Genomic DNA, 17679 nt, shown 5'->3' with positions numbered 1-17679 from the left:
TTATGCATTAAGAGTGCAAAATTGATTTATAGGTAAATTTATGTCTTTAACAAAAAAAATAAAAGATAAAAAAGTTAATTTTGAGTTTAATAAAGAATATTTAAAAGTTGTTACTAATAAAATTGAGAATAATGATGCTCAATTTATTACAAATTCATTTAATGATGTGCACCCAGCTGATGCAGCTGACATTATTGAACATCTTAGTCTAAAAGATAGAGAAAGTTTAATAAAACTTAACAATTTTAATATAGATCCTGAAGTTTTTATTGAACTCAATGAATCTGTTCAATCAGAAATTATTACCTACCTTTCACAGGATTCAATTATTAAACTTTTAAAAAACCTTGAGTCAGATGATGCAATTGCAATTTTAGAAAATGTTGATGAAAAGGATAAAAATCTAATTTTAAGCTCCTTACCACCAAAAGATCGCTTTGCATTATTAGAAAGTTTAAGTTACCCAGAAGATACAGCTGCAAGAATAATGCAACGTGAATTCACTGTCACTCCAAGCAATTGGTCAGTAGGACAAACAATTGATTATTTACGTGAAAATAAAGATCTACCCGAAGAATTCCTTGAAATTTTTATCGTTGATGAAGATTTTAAACCTATTGGAACAGTTCCTTCATCTAAAATTCTAACAGCATCACGAGATACAAAAATGCTTTCAATTATGTCTGAATCACAATTACTTATTCCAGTTGATATGGATAAAGAAGAAGTTAGTAATCTTTTTGAGAATTATAATTTAAATTCTGCTGCCGTTGTAGATAAAACTAATAAATTAGTTGGTATGATTATGTATGATGATGTTTTAACTGTTTTAAAAGAAGAAGCAGAAGAAGATGCTCTAAGATTGGCAGGGGTAGGAGATGAAGAAATTACAGATGGTGTTTTTAAAAAAACAAAACGAAGATTTAATTGGCTTTTATTAAATCTTTTTACCGCATTTATTGCGACATGGGTAATTAGTTTATTTGGTGCAACTATTGAACAGATGGTTGTCTTAGCATTTTTAATGCCAATTGTTGCTTCTATGGGCGGCAATGCAGGCATGCAAACTTTAGCAGTTACAGTTAGAACGTTAGCAACAAATGATTTAACTAAAAATAACTTTTCTCAAAACATTCTAAAAGAATTTAATATAGGAATTTTAAATGGTATAATTTTTGCAATAATCAGTGCACTTGTGGTGCAGATCTGGTTTCAAGATTCTCTACTATCAATAATTATATCCATGTCGATGATTGTTACAATGATCGTTGCAGGATTATTTGGAATTTTAGTTCCTATTACTTTAAAAAAAATGGATATTGATCCAGCGATCGCATCAAGTGTATTTGTAACGACAATCACTGATGTTATAGGGTTTGTTTCTTTTTTAGGCGTTAGTGCTTATTTTCTTTAGAAGTTGTCTATCAATCTGACTTTACCCAAATAAAATGCTACAAAAAGTTTAAATGGACCATTGCTAATGTTAGAGCCTAGGTCAATTGTGTTTCTATTCTCAAGGTATTCAATTTTAATGTTAAATAGTTTAGTTAGCTCTATTTTAGCGGAGTTAGTCAGTGCCTCAGATTCACTTCTATTTTTGTAAATCTTTTTTTTTAAATCGAGCAACTTATTAGTAATTAAGCTCAAAGCTTGAATATTAGTTTTATTTAATAGTCTATTTCTGGATGATAAAGCAATTCTATTTGAACTTCTGATAGTTTTACAAAGGTAAACTTTAGTTTTGTGTCTTTTTTCTATAAATTTTTTTACTAGAAAAAATTGTTGATAATCTTTTTCTCCTAAAAAAATTATTTTTGGAGCTATTAATATTACAAAACGGTTTAAAACATTGAGAACACCTTCAAAATGACCCTTTCGAAAATTTGCACATAAAACTTTATCTGATTTTTTTATTGAAATTTTAGTTAATTTTTTATTTTTATAAATTTGGTCAATTGTTGGAATAAACACATAATCTACTTTTAATCGTTTAAGTATTTTAAGATCATTATTTAAATTTCTGGGGTAATTTTTATAATCTTCTTTATTATTGAATTGCTTGGGGTTAACAAAAATAGAAACTAGTGTTTTTTTACACTTCTTTTTAGATATCTTTATTAGAGCTTCATGGCCCTTATGAAGGCTACCCATCGTAGGAACAAACCCTAATCTCGTTTCTTTATTAATTGCCTTATTTAAATCAATTATTTCTTTTATTAATTTCATTTGTAATAATAATATTAATAAGTAAAACATTTGAATGATTAAACAAGCTATAATTCCTTTAGCTGGACTTGGGACCAGACTACTCCCATTGACAAGTGTATTTGCTAAAGAACTTTTACCAATAAATGGTAAACCAGGAATAGAATATATTCTTGACGAATGTATAGAAGCTGGAATTAAAGAAGTGATATTTGTTATCTCAAAAAAAAAAATCATGATAAAAAATTATTTTTATAATGATAAATTTTATAAAGATATTATTAAGAAAAAGAAAGACCCTCGTATCGTTAATGAATATAAAAAAATTTTAAAATATAAAAAAATGATTAAGTTTGTTTTTCAAGATAAACCACTTGGAACAGGAGATGCTGTACTTAAGACTATGAGGTTTATAAAAGATAAGTATTTTCTAATGCTATTGCCAGATGATTTAATAATCAAAAAAAATTGTTCTAAATCTATGATTGCTATTCATAAAAAGTTTAACTCGTCTGTCATGGCTAGTATGAGTGTTCATAAAAAAGAAGTTGCAAGATGGGGTATTTATAATGTTAAAAAGAAAATTGATAATGCTAACTTTATTATAAAAAGTGTAGTAGAAAAACCAAATCCAAAACATGCACCCTCTAATAAAGCTGTTATTGGTAGATATATATTGCCCAAGACTATTTTTAATAAATTAAAAAATCTTAAACCTGGAAAAGGTGGAGAAATTCATATTACTGATGCAATAGAATTACTAATTAATGATAATGAAAAATTCATTGGCCATAAATTTTTTGGTAAATATTTAGATTGTGGAACAATGAAGGGTTATATCAATTCAACTATGGAGATTGCAAAGATATGAAATTATGCATGATAGGAACTGGATATGTTGGTTTAGTTAGTGGTGTTTGCTTTTCTGACATTGGTAATGATGTTATTTGTGTAGATCGTGACATTAAAAAAATTGATGATTTAAAAAAAGGTATTATTCCAATTTATGAACCAGGTTTGGATGAATTAGTTATAAAAAATTATAGGAATAAAAGATTAAAATTTTCAACAAATTTAAAAGATTCAATTGCAAAATCTGATATCGTATTCATCTGTGTTGGAACACCAACAAAAAAAAATGGTAATGGCGCTGATTTAAGTCAAATCTATAATGCTGCTAAAGAAATAAGAAGTGCTATTTCCAAATTTAAGATTATTATCACCAAATCTACAGTCCCTGTAACTACAGGAGATGAAATAGAAAAAATTATTTCACATAAAGTATCTAAGAAACTTTTTTCAGTTGTTTCAAATCCTGAGTTTTTAAGAGAAGGTGAGGCTATAAGAGATTTTACTTATCCTGACAGAGTTGTTATTGGAACAAATAATAAGAAATCAAATAAAATTTTAAAAAATCTTTATTCACCTTTAATATCAAAAGGTGCTAAATATGTTAATACGTCAAGAAGAGCTGCAGAATTAATTAAGTATGCATCTAACGCTTTTTTAGCAACAAAAATAACTTTTATTAATGAACTTGCAAATTTATGTGAAAAAATAAATGTAAATATTGAGGATATTTCAATTGGAATGGGATTAGACAAAAGAATTGGTGGACGCTTTCTTAGAGCTGGACCTGCTTATGGTGGATCATGCTTTCCAAAAGATACTAAAGCAATCACCACTACTGCTGATAAGTATAAAACAAATTTATCAGTTATTAAAAGTGTAATTAAATCTAATGAAAATAGATCTTCATTATTATTGGAAAGAGTTTTTAATATTTTAAATGGTAAAATTAAGAATAAAAAAATATGTTTTTTAGGAGTTACATTTAAAGCCAATACTGATGATATGAGAGATTCATCAAGTTTGTCAATGATACCCTCATTGATCAAAAAAGGCGCTATAGTAAATTATTATGATCCAACTGGTGAAAAAGATGATTTTAAAAAAATAAAAAATGTTAATTTCTCAATTAATATTGATTCTGCAATTAAAGACTCAAATTTAATAATAATTCATACAGAATGGAATGAATTTAAATCAATAAATTTCAAAAAAAAAGTTAAAAACAAAAAATTTATTATATTTGATATGAGAAATATTTGTTCACCAGCTAAAATGAAAGAATTAAAAATTAAATATTTTGGTATTGGTTGTTAGTTTAATTCAAAAATAGCATCAACTTCGACTGAAACTCCAAGAGGCAAACTATTGGTGCTAACTGCAGCTCTTGTATGCATTCCTTTATCACCAAATACTGACACTATTAAATCAGATGCACCATTAATTACTTTAGGTTGCTCAATAAAATCTTCAGTTGAATTGACAAATCCAGTTAATTTAATACAAGATTTAACTTTTGATAGATCACCATGACAAGCTTTTTTGACTTGTGAAATTATATTTAAACCACATCTTTTAGCAGCCTCATAACCATCTTCTGTTTTTAAATCTCTTCCAACTTTTCCTTTTATCAATTCACCATTTTGAGTGATCGAGATTTGACCCGATATAAATAGCATCTTACCAATAATTTTTGATGCAACATATGATCCAACAGGATCTCTAGCTTCTGGTAGTTGCAAATTCAATTCTTTAATTCTATTTTCGAATGACATTAATCTTTTTTTTTAAATAGATCTGCTAAAGTTTTACTATCACTAAATTTATTCAAATCTGGTTTAAGAGAAAAATTTGATTTTCCATCTTCATCTTTTAGTTTCATTTTCTTTGATTTACACCAAATTTTATTTATTAGTTTTTTTCCATCACAGTCTTTCTTATCCTCAGCATTTAATGGATTAAAAATAAATGTTAGCATCAATATTAAAATATATAATTTTTTCATTTTTTTTTATTTGATTTCTTATTTTTATCGTATTCTTTTCTTTTCTCAATCAATATTAATGCTTCTTCCATATTAAGTTCTAAAGGGTCTTTTTCTTCAGGTATAGTTGCATTAAGGGATTTATACTTGATATAAGGTCCATATTGACCCTTCATTACTCTAACTGGTTTTTTATCTTCAGGGTGCTCTCCTAGATCCTTTATAATTGATGCTGACATTCTGCCAGGTTTAGCTTCTGCTATTAAAGTTATTGCTCTATTTAAACCAATTGAAAAAATTTCTTCAACATTTTCAATTCTAGCAGATTTATTTTCACACTTTAGATATGGACCAAATCTTCCTGAGTTTAAAATGATATCTTTTTGATTTTCAGGGTTAATACCTAAAATTTTTGGTAATGAACATAAAAATTTAGCCCTATCAAGGTCCACACTATCCAATGTAATTCCCTTAGGTATAGAAACATTTCTTAAATTGTTATCTTCTTTTTCTACCTTCTTTTTTTTTGTTTTCTTTTTCTTTTTTGTTTCAATAACAATTTCTTCTTTCATTTCATCAATTTTTTCATACTGCAGATAGGGTCCAAATCTTCCATTTTTAAGATACATATCATTTCCATTTTCATGTTTTCCTATAAACTTTGGTTCAGCTAGCTGTGATTGAGCAGCAGCTTTAGTCTTAGATAGAGGTCTAGTAAATTTACAATCTGGATAATTTGAACAACCTATAAAAGCACCACCTCTAAAACTATTTTTTAAACTTAATGATCCATTGTTACATAACTTACATTGTCTATTAATATTTCCATCTTTATCTCTTTCAAAGATTAAACTACCTAGACTATCGTTTAATAGATCTAAAACTTCTCTAGTTCTTTTCTCTTTAACCTCAGACACATTTTGATTAAAATCTTTCCAAAATAACTCAAGAACTTTTATCCATCCTTCCTTGCCGGTAGTAATGTCATCAAGTTGATTTTCTAAACTTGCAGTAAAGTTATAGTCAACATATTTAGAGAAAAGTTTTTCAAGAAAAGCAGAAATTAGTTTACCACGATCAGTTGGGTGAAATCTTTTATTAATTGCTTCCGCATACCCTCTAGTAGATATAACAGATATTATACTTGCATAAGTTGAAGGTCTTCCAATACCAAGCTCCTCTAATTTTTTAACTAAACTTGCTTCTGAGTATCTTGGTGGTGGCTGTGTAAAATGTTGTTCATCTAATAAAGCCTCTAAATTAACTGGACCTTTGTTCATTTCAGGAAGGTTATTTTCATCATCATCTTTTTTAGTATCTTTCATAACCTTTAAGAAACCATCAAACTTAATAACAGATCCACTAGCCTTACAGATTGTTCTATTGTCATCTGAGGATATAGTTATAGTATTTCTATCAAATTGAGCAGGTTTCATTTGAGAGGATAGGGCTCTGCTCCATATTAAATCATATAATTTATGCTGATCTGAACTTAGATATTTTTTAACTGTATCTGGTGCACGCATAATATCTGTGGGTCTAATTGCTTCATGCGCTTCTTGAGCATTTTTAGACTTTTTACCAGAATAACTTGCTGCATTATCTGGAACATATTCATCACCAAACTCATTTTTTATATATTTTCTAAATGTTTCTATAGCGTCTGTAGATAGATTGGTACCATCTGTTCGCATATACGTGATAAGACCAATAGTTTCACCGCCTATTTCTATACCTTGATAAAGTTTTTGAGCTATCTGCATTGTTCGTGATGCTCCAAATCCTAATTTACCAGAAGAAACTTGCTGTAATGTAGAGGTAGTAAAAGGGCCAGAAGGGTTTCTGCTAATAACTTTGCTTGAGATGTCATTTATATTGAACTTCTGAGATTTTACCTCATCAATTGCTTCATCAATTTCAGCTTTATTTTTAAAAGAAAATTTTTCAATTTTTTTATCGTTTAATTGAGTAATACTTGCTAATATAGAATTTTTATCATTATCGTTGAATTGAACACTTAATGTCCAAAATTCTTCAGGATCAAAAAGCTCTATTTCATGTTCTCGTTCTGTAATTAATTTTAAAGCAACTGACTGAACACGCCCTGCAGATTTAGAGCCAGGTAACTTTGTCCATAAAATTGGTGATATATTAAAACCAACTAAATAGTCTAAGGCTCTTCTAGCCATATAGGCATCAACAAGTAGTGGCTCTATTTGGCGTGGGTTTTCAATTCCATGAATAACTGCTTTTTTTGTAATTTCATTAAAAACAACTCTTTCTACATGTTTGTCTTTAATTAATTTTTTCTCATTTAAATATTCTTTAACATGCCAAGCAATCGCTTCTCCCTCGCGATCTGGGTCAGTTGCCAGTATGATTTTTGATGAAATTTTAGCCGCATCTGTAATTTCTTTAAGATATTTCTTAGAAAAATTATCTACTTCCCATTCCATTTTAAAATTATTTTCTGGATCAACAGAGCCATTTTTTGAAGGAAGGTCTCTAATATGACCATAGCTTGCTAATACAATATAATCATCACCTAGATATTTATTGATAGTTTTTGCTTTAGCTGGACTTTCTACGACTACAAGATTCATTACTAAACAAATTACTTAAAAGACTTAGATAGTCAAATCAATAAATTTTTGTCTTAGTTTCTTCTTTGTTTTTCAATCGTTTGACGTTTTCTCTATGTGTATAGAATATAAGAACAAACATTATTATGAAAAAAATTGAATTATAATTTTCAAAAATTATTAAATAAATTGGAACCACTAAACCACCAACCAATGATGAGAGTGATGAGTATTTTGAAATAAGAAATGTAACAGTCCAACTAACGACAAATACCAAACCCAAAATTATGTTTATTGAAAACAATATTCCAACATATGTTGCAACACCTTTACCCCCTTTAAATTTAAGCCATATAGGGAAAACGTGACCTAAGAATGCACTTAGTGATGCAATAAAGATATAATCGGGATAATTAAATTTCGCATATAAAACAGGTAGTACAGCTTTTATTATATCCAGTAATAAAGTTGCGTAGCCTAACGTTTTATTGCCTGTTCTAAGAGCATTTGTAGCTCCAATATTTCCTGAGCCAATATCTCTAATATCTTTTTTTAAAAATATTTTTGTAAGTATAAAACCAAAAGGTATTGATCCTAATAAATATGAGCTTAATGCAACAATTAAATATTCCATTATTATAACTTAAATAATTCTTCACCTTTTACAAATGTATTAGTGACTTTACCTTGGAGTTTTTTGTCTTCAATGGAAGTGTTTTTTGATTTAGAAATAAGTTTATCTTTTTTAACAACCCATGGTTTATCAATATCTACAATGCAAAAATCTGCTTCATTACCCACTGAAAGATTACCTTTTTTAATTTTTAAAATTTTTGCAGGGTTTGATGTTAAAGCTTTAATTATGGTTTCTAATTTAACAGAGCCATTGTGATATAACTCTAGACTTAATGATAAAAGCGTTTCTATTCCAGAAGCTCCTGTAGAAGCTTGTGCAAATGTTAATCGTTTTTGCTCTTCATCTTCCGGTTTGTGATCGGATACAATAACATCTATCGTTTCATCTTTTAATCCTTGCACTAGTGCAATTCTATCTTCTTCAGTTCTTAACGGTGGTGATAATTTTAAAAAAGTTCTGAAATCACCAATATCATTTTCATTTAATGAAAGATTATTTATGGAGACACCTGTCGTAAATTTAACTTTATTTTTTCTTTCCTCAATAATTTCAACAGATTTTGCAGCCGAAATTTGTGATATATGATATCTGCATTTGATATTTTCAAGTAACGTTAAATCTCTTTCAATAATTATTCTTTCGGCAACAGCAGGTATTCCGGATAATCCAAGTTTAGTTGCAATAATTCCAGAATTAATCATTCCATTTTTAGATAAATCATAATCTTCAGCGTGTTGCATGATCAGTGTACCCAAATCTTTAGCTGAATTCATTATACGTGACATCAGTCGAGTGTTTTGAATTGTTTTAACTCCATCAGTAAATCCAATTATTCCCCTACTTTGAAGTAGACCAAATTCAGTCATACTAATTCCTTCAGTATTTTTGGTAAGGGCGGCACTTGGAAAAACATTAACTTTAGATTTGTCTCTTCCACGTCTTTTTAAAAAATCTACTATTGAAACATTATCTATAATTGGATCTGTATTTGGCATAGTTACAACTGAAGTAACGCCTCCTGCAAGTGCTGCATTACTTAGAGTTCTAAAATTTTCTTTATATTCATAACCAGGTTCACCTGCAAAGACACGCATATCAACAAGACCTGGGAATATATATTTGCCATTTAATTCTATTACCTTTTCTCTTGAAGGAATGTTATTAGAATTTACTTTTTTGCCAATAGCTTCAATTAAACCATCTTCACCAATAATTAATCCACCGTTCTCATTAATAGAGTTATGAGGGTCAATTATATTTGCATTTATAAAGTATTGTTTTTTCATTTATTCACAAAATATTTTTAAACAAGCCATTCTTACTGCAACACCTAGTTCTACCTGTTCCTTAATCACACTTCTGTTAATGTCATCTGCCAATTTTGTATCAATTTCGATCCCTCTATTCATTGGACCCGGATGCATGATCAAAGCATCATTTTTTGCATGAGCAAGTTTATCTGGAGTTAGTCCATAATATTCATAGTATTCTCTATTTGAAGACAAGAAAGAACTAGTCATTCTTTCATTTTGTAACCTTAGCATCATTACAATATCACAATCTTTCAGACCTTTTTTCATATCTGTAAATGTATTAACGCCAAACTTTTCTATTTCTTTTGGCATTAAGTTAGATGGTGCAATAATGTTAACTTCTGCACCCAACATATTTAGAAGATAAATATTTGATCTTGCAACTCGTGAATGGGTTATGTCTCCACAAATTGCTATTCTCAAACCTTCAATTTTCTTTTTACGGTTTATAATTGTTAAAGCATCTAATAAAGCTTGAGTAGGGTGTTCACGGCTTCCATCACCAGCATTAAGTACTGCACAATTTACTTTTTGAGATAAAAGATTACATGCACCTGAATCCTGGTGTCTAATCACAATTATATCAGGATGCATTGCATTTAAAGTCATTGCAGTATCTATTAGTGTTTCACCTTTCTTAATAGCTGAATTTCCCATATTCATTGACATAACATCTGCACCTAATCTTTTTCCAGCTAATTCAAATGAACTTTGTGTTCTAGTGGAGGGTTCAAAAAACAAATTAATTTGAGTTTTACCACTTAATACATTTAATCTTTTGTTTTTACTTTGATTTAATTTAATGAAACTTTTAGCCTCTTCTAAAATGAAATTAACATCATTAATTGATAGATCCTGAATACCTAGGAGGTGTTTTTGAGAAATCTTAATAGCTTTATTTATTTTGATTGCCATTAAAATTAACTCTATAACTATTAACCATCACTATGGCAAGTATTAATTATTTAAAAAGTCTATTGCCCCTTGTAAAATAAAGGCTGCAGCGTTTTGATCAATTGTTTTAACTCTTTTTGAAACATTAACGTCTAATAAACTTGATAAATTAAATGCGCCAACTGTTGAAAGTCTCTCATCCCACAATATTACAGGTAGGTTTATAGATTTTGATATATTTGATGCAACGTCATTAACTGATTGAGCGGATCTTCCTAGACTGCCATCCATATTAACTGGGTTCCCTACAATTATTCCACCAATATTATTATCTTTAATTATTACCTTAAGTTCATCAATTAGTTCGTTTGTGTTGGTTTTGTTTATGGTTTTAAAGGGTGTGGCTATGGATTGTCTTTCATCACAAATTGAGACACCAATTCTTTTGGAACCTAAATCTAAACCAATAAATCTTACCTTATTTAAGTGTTTTATTTTAAAATCTTCAATTGTGATCATATTGTATATTTTTTACTTAAGTGATAGTTTGCCGATATATTTAATTACCACATGACAATTAATCTTAAAACAATAAAGCATATATCTAAATTATCAAGAATCTCAGTTGATGATGCAAAAGCTAATAAATTAGCTGGAGATCTTAACTCTATATTTGATTTTATTGAAAAATTGAATGAACTCAATACTGATAATGTTGAGCCTTTAACCTCTGTTGCAGAAACCACATTAAAATTAAGACCTGATCAGGTTAAAAGTAAAAATATAAGAGATCAAATATTAAAAAACTCACCAGAAGAAAATGAAGATTTTTTTGTAGTACCAAGGGTTGTTGAATAATGTCAGATATCACTTCACTCACTTTAACTGAGTTAGTTAAAAATATTAAAGATAAAAAAATTTCTTCTGAAGAAACTACTAAAGCTTTTATTAATAGAGGAGAAAAGTCTAGAGATCTAAATACTTACATAACAGAAGATTTTTCTAATGCACTTTTGAAAGCTAAAAGCTTTGATCGAAAACCTAATTTTGATTTAAAACTTCCAGGCGTTCCAATGGCAGTTAAAGATTTGTTTTGCACTAAAGATGTGAAAACTACAGCGGGTAGTAAAATTTTAAATAATTTTATTCCACCATACGAGTCTACTGTTACTCAAAACATTTGGAATGAAGGTGCAATATTACTTGGTAAGTTAAATTGCGATGAATTTGCAATGGGCTCATCTAATGAAACTAGTTTTTTTGGAAATGTACAAAGTCCAATAGATAAAGGTTTAGTTCCAGGAGGCTCTTCAGGAGGCTCTGCATCAGCTCTAGCAGCTAATTTAACGCCTATTACAATTGGAACTGATACTGGTGGCTCTATTAGGCAACCTGCTTCATTTACAGGTACCGTTGGATTAAAGCCAACTTATGGAAGTTGCTCAAGATATGGAATTGTTGCTTTTGCTTCTTCACTTGATCAAGCAGGACCGATGTCTAAAGATGTTAAAGATTGTGCATTACTTCAAGAAATAATTAGCACCTATGATGAAAAAGATTCAACATCAATTGATTTTAAAAGAAATGAATACAGCAAAGAATTAACAAACAATATTAAAGGTAAGAAAATTGGAATTCCAAAAGAGTATAGAGTTGATGGAATGCCAAAAGAGATAGAAGATTTATGGACTAAGGGAATTGAGTATGCAAAAGATTGTGGCGCTGAAATTGTTGAAATCTCTCTACCTCATACAAATTATGCTCTACCTACTTATTATATAGTAGCTCCAGCAGAGGCATCTTCAAACTTAGCTAGATATGATGGCGTTAAGTATGGTTTTAGATCTAAGGGTGAAAACCTTATTGATATGTACGAAAAAACAAGATCTGAAGGTTTTGGCAGTGAAGTTCAAAGAAGAATAATGATTGGAACATATGTTCTGTCATCAGGTTATTATGATGCTTATTATCTAAAGGCGCAAAAGGTTAGAAAATTAATTAAAAATGATTTTGATGAAACTTATAAAAAAGTTGATGCAATTTTAACTCCATCGACACCAAGTGCAGCATTTAAAATTGGTGAAAAGACTAACGATCCAGTTTCAATGTATTTAAATGACATATTCACAGTTCCAGTTAATTTGGCTGGTTTACCAGCAATTTCTATACCTGCGGGTGTAGACGTTAAAGGCTACCCTTTAGGATTACAAATTATTGGTAAAGCTTTTGATGAACAAAGTATTTTAAATATTGCTTATGCCATGGAAGAAAAAATTCAGTTTAAAAATAAAATTACTGATTGGTGGATTAAATAGATGACTAAAGATAATTCAGAATATTTAATTGAAAGACGTGATAATGTTTATGAAGTGGTAATCGGTCTTGAAGTCCATGCACAGGTTACATCAAATTCAAAATTGTTTTCATCTTCATCAACAACTTTTGGTGCTGAACCAAATACGCAAGTAAGTTTAGTTGATGCAGCATTTCCAGGAATGCTTCCAGTTATTAATGAGTACTGTGTAAAACAAGCAATTAAAACGGGTATAGGCTTAAGGGCTCAAATTAATAAAAGATCAGTTTTTGATAGAAAAAATTATTTTTATGCAGACCTTCCACAAGGTTATCAAATTTCACAGTTTAAATATCCAATAGTAGGAGAGGGCACCGTTATTCTTGATATGGCACATGGTCAAAAGGAAGTTGGTATAGAAAGATTACACTTAGAACAAGATGCTGGAAAAAGTATTCATGATATGGACCCACAAAATACATTAGTTGATTTAAATAGATCTGGTGTAGCCCTAATGGAAATTGTTAGTAAACCAGATATGAGAACTCCAGATGAAGTTAGTGCTTATGTTAAAAAATTAAGATCTATTATGCGATACCTTGGTACGTGTGATGGAAATATGCAGGAAGGTTCATTAAGAGCCGATGTTAATATTTCTGTTAGAATTAAAGGTTCTGATAAGCTTGGAACCCGTTGTGAGATTAAAAATGTTAACTCAATTAAATTTATGCAAATGGCTATTGATTATGAAGCGAATAGACAAGTTGATTTAATTGAAGAAGGTAAAACAGTCGATCAAGAAACAAGATTATTTGATACCAAAAAAAATGAAACAAGATCTATGAGATCTAAAGAAGATGCTCATGATTATAGATATTTTCCAGATCCAGATTTATTACCATTAGAAGTAACTGATGAATTTATTGAAAAGTTAAAAACTGATATTCCAGAATTACCAGATGATAAAAAGAAAAGATTTATTGATGAATTTAAAGTATCTCCCTATGAAGCAACAATACTAGTTTCAGATATTGATACAGCGAAATATTTTGAAGAAGTTGTTGCTAAAATGGGCAAAAACCGAGATATGAAATTAGCGGTTAACTGGATTACAGGTGAATTATTTGCTGTTTTAAATAATAAAAATTTAGAAATATCTGAATGTCCTATAAGTTCAAAAAATTTAGCAAAATTAATTAATTTAATTAAAAATGGAACGATTTCAGGAAAAATAGCTAAAACAATATTTGAGTTAATGATTGATGGAGACATAGATCCTCAAATAATTGTTGAAGAAAAAGGTTTAAAACAAGAAAGCGACCCTAAAGCATTAGAGGCTTTAATAGATAAAATTATCAATGATAATAGAGAAAAGGCTATTGAATATAAGAGTGGTAAAGAAAAATTGTTTGGTTTCTTTGTAGGACAAGCAATGAAAGCTTCAAATGGTAAAGCTAACCCTAAATTAATAAATGAGATATTAAAGAAAAAGCTTTAATATTCCTGAAATAGATAGACACAAAGGACTTAAAAAATCATGGGTAAGAACCTTGAAATTACTGAAAAACTTGAAAAATATATAAATAAATTTAGTTTAAAATTAAATCCCGTTCAGCAAGAAATAATCGATTACAATAGTACACTTGGGGACGTTAAGAGAATGCAAGTAGCGATATCCCAATGTCATTTCCTTTATTTAATTATAAAAACTTCTAACATTAAAAATGTACTTGAGATTGGTACTTTTACTGGGTTAAGTGCACTTTCTGTAGCATTAGCATTACCGGATGATGGCAAACTTGTAGCGCTTGATAAAGATGAAGGAACGAACAAAGTAGCAGTAAGTTTTTTTAAAAAAGCTAATCTGGATAATAAAATTCAAACAATTGTTAAACCAGCATTAGACAGTTTGGATGAATTAAAGAATAGTAAATTTGATATGGTTTTTATTGATGCTGATAAAATGAATTATAAAGAATATTACGAAAGATCACTGAAGTTATTGGATAAAGGTGGATTGATTATTGTGGACAATGTTTTGTGGCATGGTGAAGTTGCTGATGAAGATAGTTTAGATAAATTCACAGTTAATATCAGAGATTTTAATACATATGTTGCGAATGATAAAAGAGTGGAACAAATCATTATACCTTTAGGTGATGGAATGACTGTTTGTAGAGTTTTATAATGTTCGATGTTTCTGGTTTTTACAAATTTAAAAAACTTACTTCTTTGAAAAAAAATAAGGTTTTACTTCAGGATTTTTTAATTAAAAAAGATATCCGAGGAACAATAATCATAGCCAATGAAGGAGTTAATGCAACAATCTCAGGAAAAGCTTCCAATCTAAAATCAACTATCACAAAGATTAAAAAAATATTAGATTTTAAAAAATTTGATAGTGAAAATATTTCTAAAAGTAAATTTCAACCGTTTCACAAACTAAGAGTTAAAATTAAAAAAGAAGTAGTCCCTATGGGTCTTTCTTTATCATCAAAAAATAAAAAAGATAATCATGTTGATCCTAAAAAGTGGAATAAATTGATTAATGATAAAGAGACATTAGTTTTAGATTCAAGAAAACCATTTGAGTATAATGTAGGTACCTTTAAAACATCAATTAATCCTGATGTTGATAATTTTAGAGAATTTCCAAAATACTTAAATAAACTAAAAAAAACAAAACCAATTGCAATGTTTTGTACTGGTGGAATAAGATGTGAGAAAGCTTCAGTGTTTTTAGAAAAAAAAGGCTTTAAAAATGTTTATCAATTAAAAGGTGGAATTTTAAATTACTTAAAAAATGTTAAGAAAAAAGAAAGTCTATGGAATGGCGAATGCTTTGTTTTTGACAACAGAATCAGTGTTAAACATGGATTGATAACTGGTACATACTCAATGTGTAGTGGATGTAGAAAACCTGTCTCACCCAAAGATAAGAAGTCTAAAAAATATGAGGAGGGTGTTTCATGCGTAAACTGTCATGATAATTTAACTCAAACTCAAAAAGAGAGATTTCGAATGAGACAAAAGCAAATAAACCTTGCTAAAAAGAGTAGTTCAAAGCATATATTTCAAAAAGAATTTAAATAGGAAAAACAATTGTCAAAAGCCATAAATTTAACCAGAGATCCAATTTGGTCACTACTTAAAAAGGTAACTATCCCTGCTAGTGTTGGTTCTTTGTTTCAAACATTCTATAATTTAGTTGATACATGGTTTGCAGGTAGAATTTCTGCAGAAGCTATAAGTGCAATAGCAAAATCTTTTCCAATTTATTTTGTCATCATTGCTGTTGGTGTTGGCATTGGTGCTGCAACGAACTCTTGTATTGGTAATTTATTAGGTGCTAAAAAAATTAATAAAGCATCACTATTTATTGCTCAATCAATAATTTTTGCATTAGTCACCTCAATTGTTGTTACTTTATTTGGATTAAATGCTTCTGATTTTCTCTTGGGTGTTATGGGATCAGATGTTGCTGGTATTGCTTTAACTAGAGAATACTTGGATATAATATTTTATGGAACATTTATAGTTATGATTCAAATCTCTTTAAATGGAGCTTTGAATGCACAGGGTGATACTAAAAGTTATAGAAATGTTCTTATCTTTAGTTTCTTTTTAAATATTTTTTTAAATCCATTATTTATCTGGGGATACGGAATTGTTCCAGCCTACGGTATAGGTGGTCTAGCGATAGCAACTGTTATTGCTCAATCTATTGGTACTATTTATTTAGCTTACAAAATTAACTCATGTAAATTAAGAAAGTATTTATCTATTAAATGTTTTATTCCTAAATTTAATCTTCTTAAGGAATTGTTCTCACAAGCAATGCCAATAATGATTAGCATGTTGTTTATCGGTGTAGGTATTTTTAATATTTTATATTTTATTGGACAATTTGGTGATCTCGCAACAGCAGGTTATGGTGCAGCTTTAAGAGTTGAACAAGTTTTTTTACTACCAGTAATTGGTTTAAATACAGCAGTACTTTCTATTGGTGGGCAAAACTTTGGTGCTAAAAATTATAACCGTATTAGAGAACTTTATACTAAAGCGTTATTTTTTGGATCTTCTTTTATGGCCTTAGCTGGCGTGATTCTATTCTTTGGTGCAGAATTTTTTGTATCTCAATTTACAGATAATGCAGAAGCTATTTATCATGGTGCAATATATTTAAAAGTTGCTGCATTAATAGCTCCTATTTATCCTGTGTTTTTTATTACAACAGCAGTTTTTCAAGCACTTAAAAAACCGATTTATAGTCTTTACTTAAGCGTTCTAAGATTAACCGCATTTCCTTTCTTATTATTATGGTATGTAATTAATATTAGAGGTGGAGATTACGCAGATATTTTTTACACCATCATGGCAACCAATTGGTTTATGGGTATTGCAGTAATCATCTTTATTGGATACTTTTTAAATAATGTTTTTAAACAAAAGAAAAGCCATTTTTCTTATTAGTGTCTCAACACTAATATCTATTTTAACTATTAACCAGGTCAAATCTCAAACAATTAAAATTGTTGATGGAGATACAATTCATCTTAATGGAGAAAAAATTAGATTTACCGGAATAGATACACCTGAATTGAAACAAAACTGTCTTAAAGAAGGTATTAAAGATCTTTGTGGTGTTACGGCAAAACAAATTCTTATTGATAAAATTGGAAATAATAATGTTGAATGTATTAGTGAGGGAAAAGATCAATACAAAAGAACACTAGCAGAATGTTTTGTTAATAATGAAAGTCTATCAAGTTACCTTGTTAGAAGTGGTTATGCATTTGCCTACAGAAGATATTCAAAAAAATTTATACCTGATGAAGATTATGCAAGAATCAATAAAATAGGCATGTGGTCTATGGAGTTTGACTATCCTTGGGACTTTAGAAAAAATAATTAAGATTATT

General features: G+C 29.2%; 18 protein-coding genes. 10 read left to right on the top strand and 8 right to left on the bottom strand.

The features are described from left to right. The first annotated feature begins 40 nt into the window (after positions 1-40). On the top strand, positions 41-1414 hold the full coding sequence (gene mgtE, locus ABXT47_RS03440) for a magnesium transporter (protein ID WP_415309339.1): 1374 nt from the start codon (positions 41-43) through the stop codon (positions 1412-1414). Here the strand turns inward: mgtE and ABXT47_RS03435 are convergent. Further along, the gene (locus ABXT47_RS03435; RefSeq protein WP_415309338.1) at positions 1411-2256 is read right to left on the bottom strand and encodes a pantoate--beta-alanine ligase; all 846 of its coding nucleotides are present in this window, start codon (positions 2254-2256) and stop codon (positions 1411-1413) included. The two genes, mgtE and ABXT47_RS03435, sit on opposite strands and share 4 nt — an antisense overlap. A gap of 4 nt (positions 2257-2260) precedes the next feature. Here ABXT47_RS03435 and ABXT47_RS03430 point away from each other — a divergent pair, with 4 nt between their 5' ends. Together ABXT47_RS03430 and ABXT47_RS03425 are read left to right on the top strand one after the other, a co-directional pair. Then, a complete protein-coding gene (locus ABXT47_RS03430) occupies positions 2261-3076 on the top strand; it encodes a sugar phosphate nucleotidyltransferase (RefSeq protein ID WP_415309337.1) in 816 nt (271 codons plus the stop codon). Then, a complete protein-coding gene (locus ABXT47_RS03425; RefSeq protein ID WP_415309336.1) occupies positions 3073-4371 on the top strand; it encodes a UDP-glucose dehydrogenase family protein in 1299 nt (432 codons plus the stop codon). Before ABXT47_RS03430 ends, ABXT47_RS03425 begins: the two co-directional genes overlap by 4 nt. On the opposite strand, the gene ABXT47_RS03420 is transcribed toward ABXT47_RS03425, so the two are convergent. Genes ABXT47_RS03420 through ruvX form a run of 7 tightly spaced genes read right to left on the bottom strand, consistent with a single transcriptional unit; the run spans position 4368 to position 10983 of the window. Then, complete coding sequence (locus tag ABXT47_RS03420) at positions 4368-4829, bottom strand: RidA family protein (protein WP_415309335.1); 462 nt, start codon at positions 4827-4829, stop codon at positions 4368-4370. The two genes, ABXT47_RS03425 and ABXT47_RS03420, sit on opposite strands and share 4 nt — an antisense overlap. Then, positions 4829-5059, bottom strand: a complete 231-nt coding sequence (locus ABXT47_RS03415) for a hypothetical protein (RefSeq protein ID WP_415309334.1) — start codon at positions 5057-5059, stop codon at positions 4829-4831. The genes ABXT47_RS03420 and ABXT47_RS03415 overlap by 1 nt, the downstream gene beginning before the upstream one ends. Then, positions 5056-7641 (bottom strand): type I DNA topoisomerase, encoded by a 2586-nt coding sequence (gene topA, locus ABXT47_RS03410; protein ID WP_415309333.1) that lies wholly within the window; start codon positions 7639-7641, stop codon positions 5056-5058. The genes ABXT47_RS03415 and topA overlap by 4 nt, the downstream gene beginning before the upstream one ends. A gap of 37 nt (positions 7642-7678) precedes the next feature. Beyond that, a complete protein-coding gene (gene plsY, locus ABXT47_RS03405; protein WP_415309332.1) occupies positions 7679-8254 on the bottom strand; it encodes a glycerol-3-phosphate 1-O-acyltransferase PlsY in 576 nt (191 codons plus the stop codon). Positions 8255-8256: 2 nt separating this feature from the next. Continuing rightward, positions 8257-9543: a dihydroorotase gene (pyrC, locus tag ABXT47_RS03400; RefSeq protein WP_415309331.1), complete on the bottom strand. Its 1287-nt coding sequence runs from the start codon at positions 9541-9543 to the stop codon at positions 8257-8259. Beyond that, positions 9544-10485, bottom strand: coding sequence for an aspartate carbamoyltransferase catalytic subunit (locus tag ABXT47_RS03395; RefSeq protein WP_415309330.1), 942 nt, complete (start codon positions 10483-10485; stop codon positions 9544-9546). Positions 10486-10527: 42 nt separating this feature from the next. Further along, positions 10528-10983, bottom strand: coding sequence for a Holliday junction resolvase RuvX (gene ruvX / locus ABXT47_RS03390; protein ID WP_415309329.1), 456 nt, complete (start codon positions 10981-10983; stop codon positions 10528-10530). A gap of 51 nt (positions 10984-11034) precedes the next feature. Here ruvX and gatC point away from each other — a divergent pair, with 51 nt between their 5' ends. The 7 genes from gatC to ABXT47_RS03355 are packed head-to-tail and all read left to right on the top strand — an operon-like array spanning position 11035 to position 17672. Next, positions 11035-11322 carry an Asp-tRNA(Asn)/Glu-tRNA(Gln) amidotransferase subunit GatC gene (gene gatC / locus ABXT47_RS03385; protein WP_415309328.1) on the top strand — a complete coding sequence of 96 codons (288 nt, stop codon included), beginning with the start codon at positions 11035-11037 and terminating at the stop codon, positions 11320-11322. Beyond that, entirely contained in the window at positions 11322-12779 is a 1458-nt protein-coding gene (gene gatA / locus ABXT47_RS03380; protein ID WP_415309327.1) for an Asp-tRNA(Asn)/Glu-tRNA(Gln) amidotransferase subunit GatA, read from the top strand. Before gatC ends, gatA begins: the two co-directional genes overlap by 1 nt. After that, positions 12780-14255 carry an Asp-tRNA(Asn)/Glu-tRNA(Gln) amidotransferase subunit GatB gene (gene gatB / locus ABXT47_RS03375; protein ID WP_415309326.1) on the top strand — a complete coding sequence of 492 codons (1476 nt, stop codon included), beginning with the start codon at positions 12780-12782 and terminating at the stop codon, positions 14253-14255. A 39-nt stretch (positions 14256-14294) separates the two neighbouring features. After that, the gene (locus ABXT47_RS03370; protein ID WP_415309325.1) at positions 14295-14945 is read left to right on the top strand and encodes an O-methyltransferase; all 651 of its coding nucleotides are present in this window, start codon (positions 14295-14297) and stop codon (positions 14943-14945) included. After that, entirely contained in the window at positions 14945-15850 is a 906-nt protein-coding gene (locus tag ABXT47_RS03365; protein WP_415309324.1) for a rhodanese-related sulfurtransferase, read from the top strand. Before ABXT47_RS03370 ends, ABXT47_RS03365 begins: the two co-directional genes overlap by 1 nt. Before the next feature lie 9 nt (positions 15851-15859). Then, positions 15860-17230, top strand: a complete 1371-nt coding sequence (locus ABXT47_RS03360) for an MATE family efflux transporter (protein ID WP_415309323.1) — start codon at positions 15860-15862, stop codon at positions 17228-17230. Next, positions 17193-17672, top strand: coding sequence for a thermonuclease family protein (locus tag ABXT47_RS03355; RefSeq protein WP_415309322.1), 480 nt, complete (start codon positions 17193-17195; stop codon positions 17670-17672). The genes ABXT47_RS03360 and ABXT47_RS03355 overlap by 38 nt, the downstream gene beginning before the upstream one ends. Positions 17673-17679: the final 7 nt, after the last annotated feature.

The sequence above is a fragment of the Candidatus Pelagibacter sp. Uisw_099_02 genome (assembly GCF_047727625.1).
Lineage (GTDB): Bacteria > Pseudomonadota > Alphaproteobacteria > Pelagibacterales > Pelagibacteraceae > Pelagibacter.
This window is presented reverse-complemented; position numbering and strand designations above follow the sequence as displayed.

Coding starts and splice junctions, on each gene's coding strand:
- gatA (WP_415309327.1), top strand. CDS start 11,322: ATGTCAGATATCACTTCACTCACTTTAACTGAGTTAGTTAAAAATATT.
- ABXT47_RS03415 (WP_415309334.1), bottom strand. CDS start 5,059: ATGAAAAAATTATATATTTTAATATTGATGCTAACATTTATTTTTAAT.
- ABXT47_RS03425 (WP_415309336.1), top strand. CDS start 3,073: ATGAAATTATGCATGATAGGAACTGGATATGTTGGTTTAGTTAGTGGT.
- ABXT47_RS03395 (WP_415309330.1), bottom strand. CDS start 10,485: ATGGCAATCAAAATAAATAAAGCTATTAAGATTTCTCAAAAACACCTC.
- ABXT47_RS03435 (WP_415309338.1), bottom strand. CDS start 2,256: ATGTTTTACTTATTAATATTATTATTACAAATGAAATTAATAAAAGAA.
- ABXT47_RS03370 (WP_415309325.1), top strand. CDS start 14,295: ATGGGTAAGAACCTTGAAATTACTGAAAAACTTGAAAAATATATAAAT.
- gatC (WP_415309328.1), top strand. CDS start 11,035: ATGACAATTAATCTTAAAACAATAAAGCATATATCTAAATTATCAAGA.
- ABXT47_RS03355 (WP_415309322.1), top strand. CDS start 17,193: ATGTTTTTAAACAAAAGAAAAGCCATTTTTCTTATTAGTGTCTCAACA.
- ABXT47_RS03365 (WP_415309324.1), top strand. CDS start 14,945: ATGTTCGATGTTTCTGGTTTTTACAAATTTAAAAAACTTACTTCTTTG.
- gatB (WP_415309326.1), top strand. CDS start 12,780: ATGACTAAAGATAATTCAGAATATTTAATTGAAAGACGTGATAATGTT.
- topA (WP_415309333.1), bottom strand. CDS start 7,641: ATGAATCTTGTAGTCGTAGAAAGTCCAGCTAAAGCAAAAACTATCAAT.
- pyrC (WP_415309331.1), bottom strand. CDS start 9,543: ATGAAAAAACAATACTTTATAAATGCAAATATAATTGACCCTCATAAC.
- ABXT47_RS03430 (WP_415309337.1), top strand. CDS start 2,261: ATGATTAAACAAGCTATAATTCCTTTAGCTGGACTTGGGACCAGACTA.
- ruvX (WP_415309329.1), bottom strand. CDS start 10,983: ATGATCACAATTGAAGATTTTAAAATAAAACACTTAAATAAGGTAAGA.
- plsY (WP_415309332.1), bottom strand. CDS start 8,254: ATGGAATATTTAATTGTTGCATTAAGCTCATATTTATTAGGATCAATA.
- ABXT47_RS03420 (WP_415309335.1), bottom strand. CDS start 4,829: ATGTCATTCGAAAATAGAATTAAAGAATTGAATTTGCAACTACCAGAA.
- mgtE (WP_415309339.1), top strand. CDS start 41: ATGTCTTTAACAAAAAAAATAAAAGATAAAAAAGTTAATTTTGAGTTT.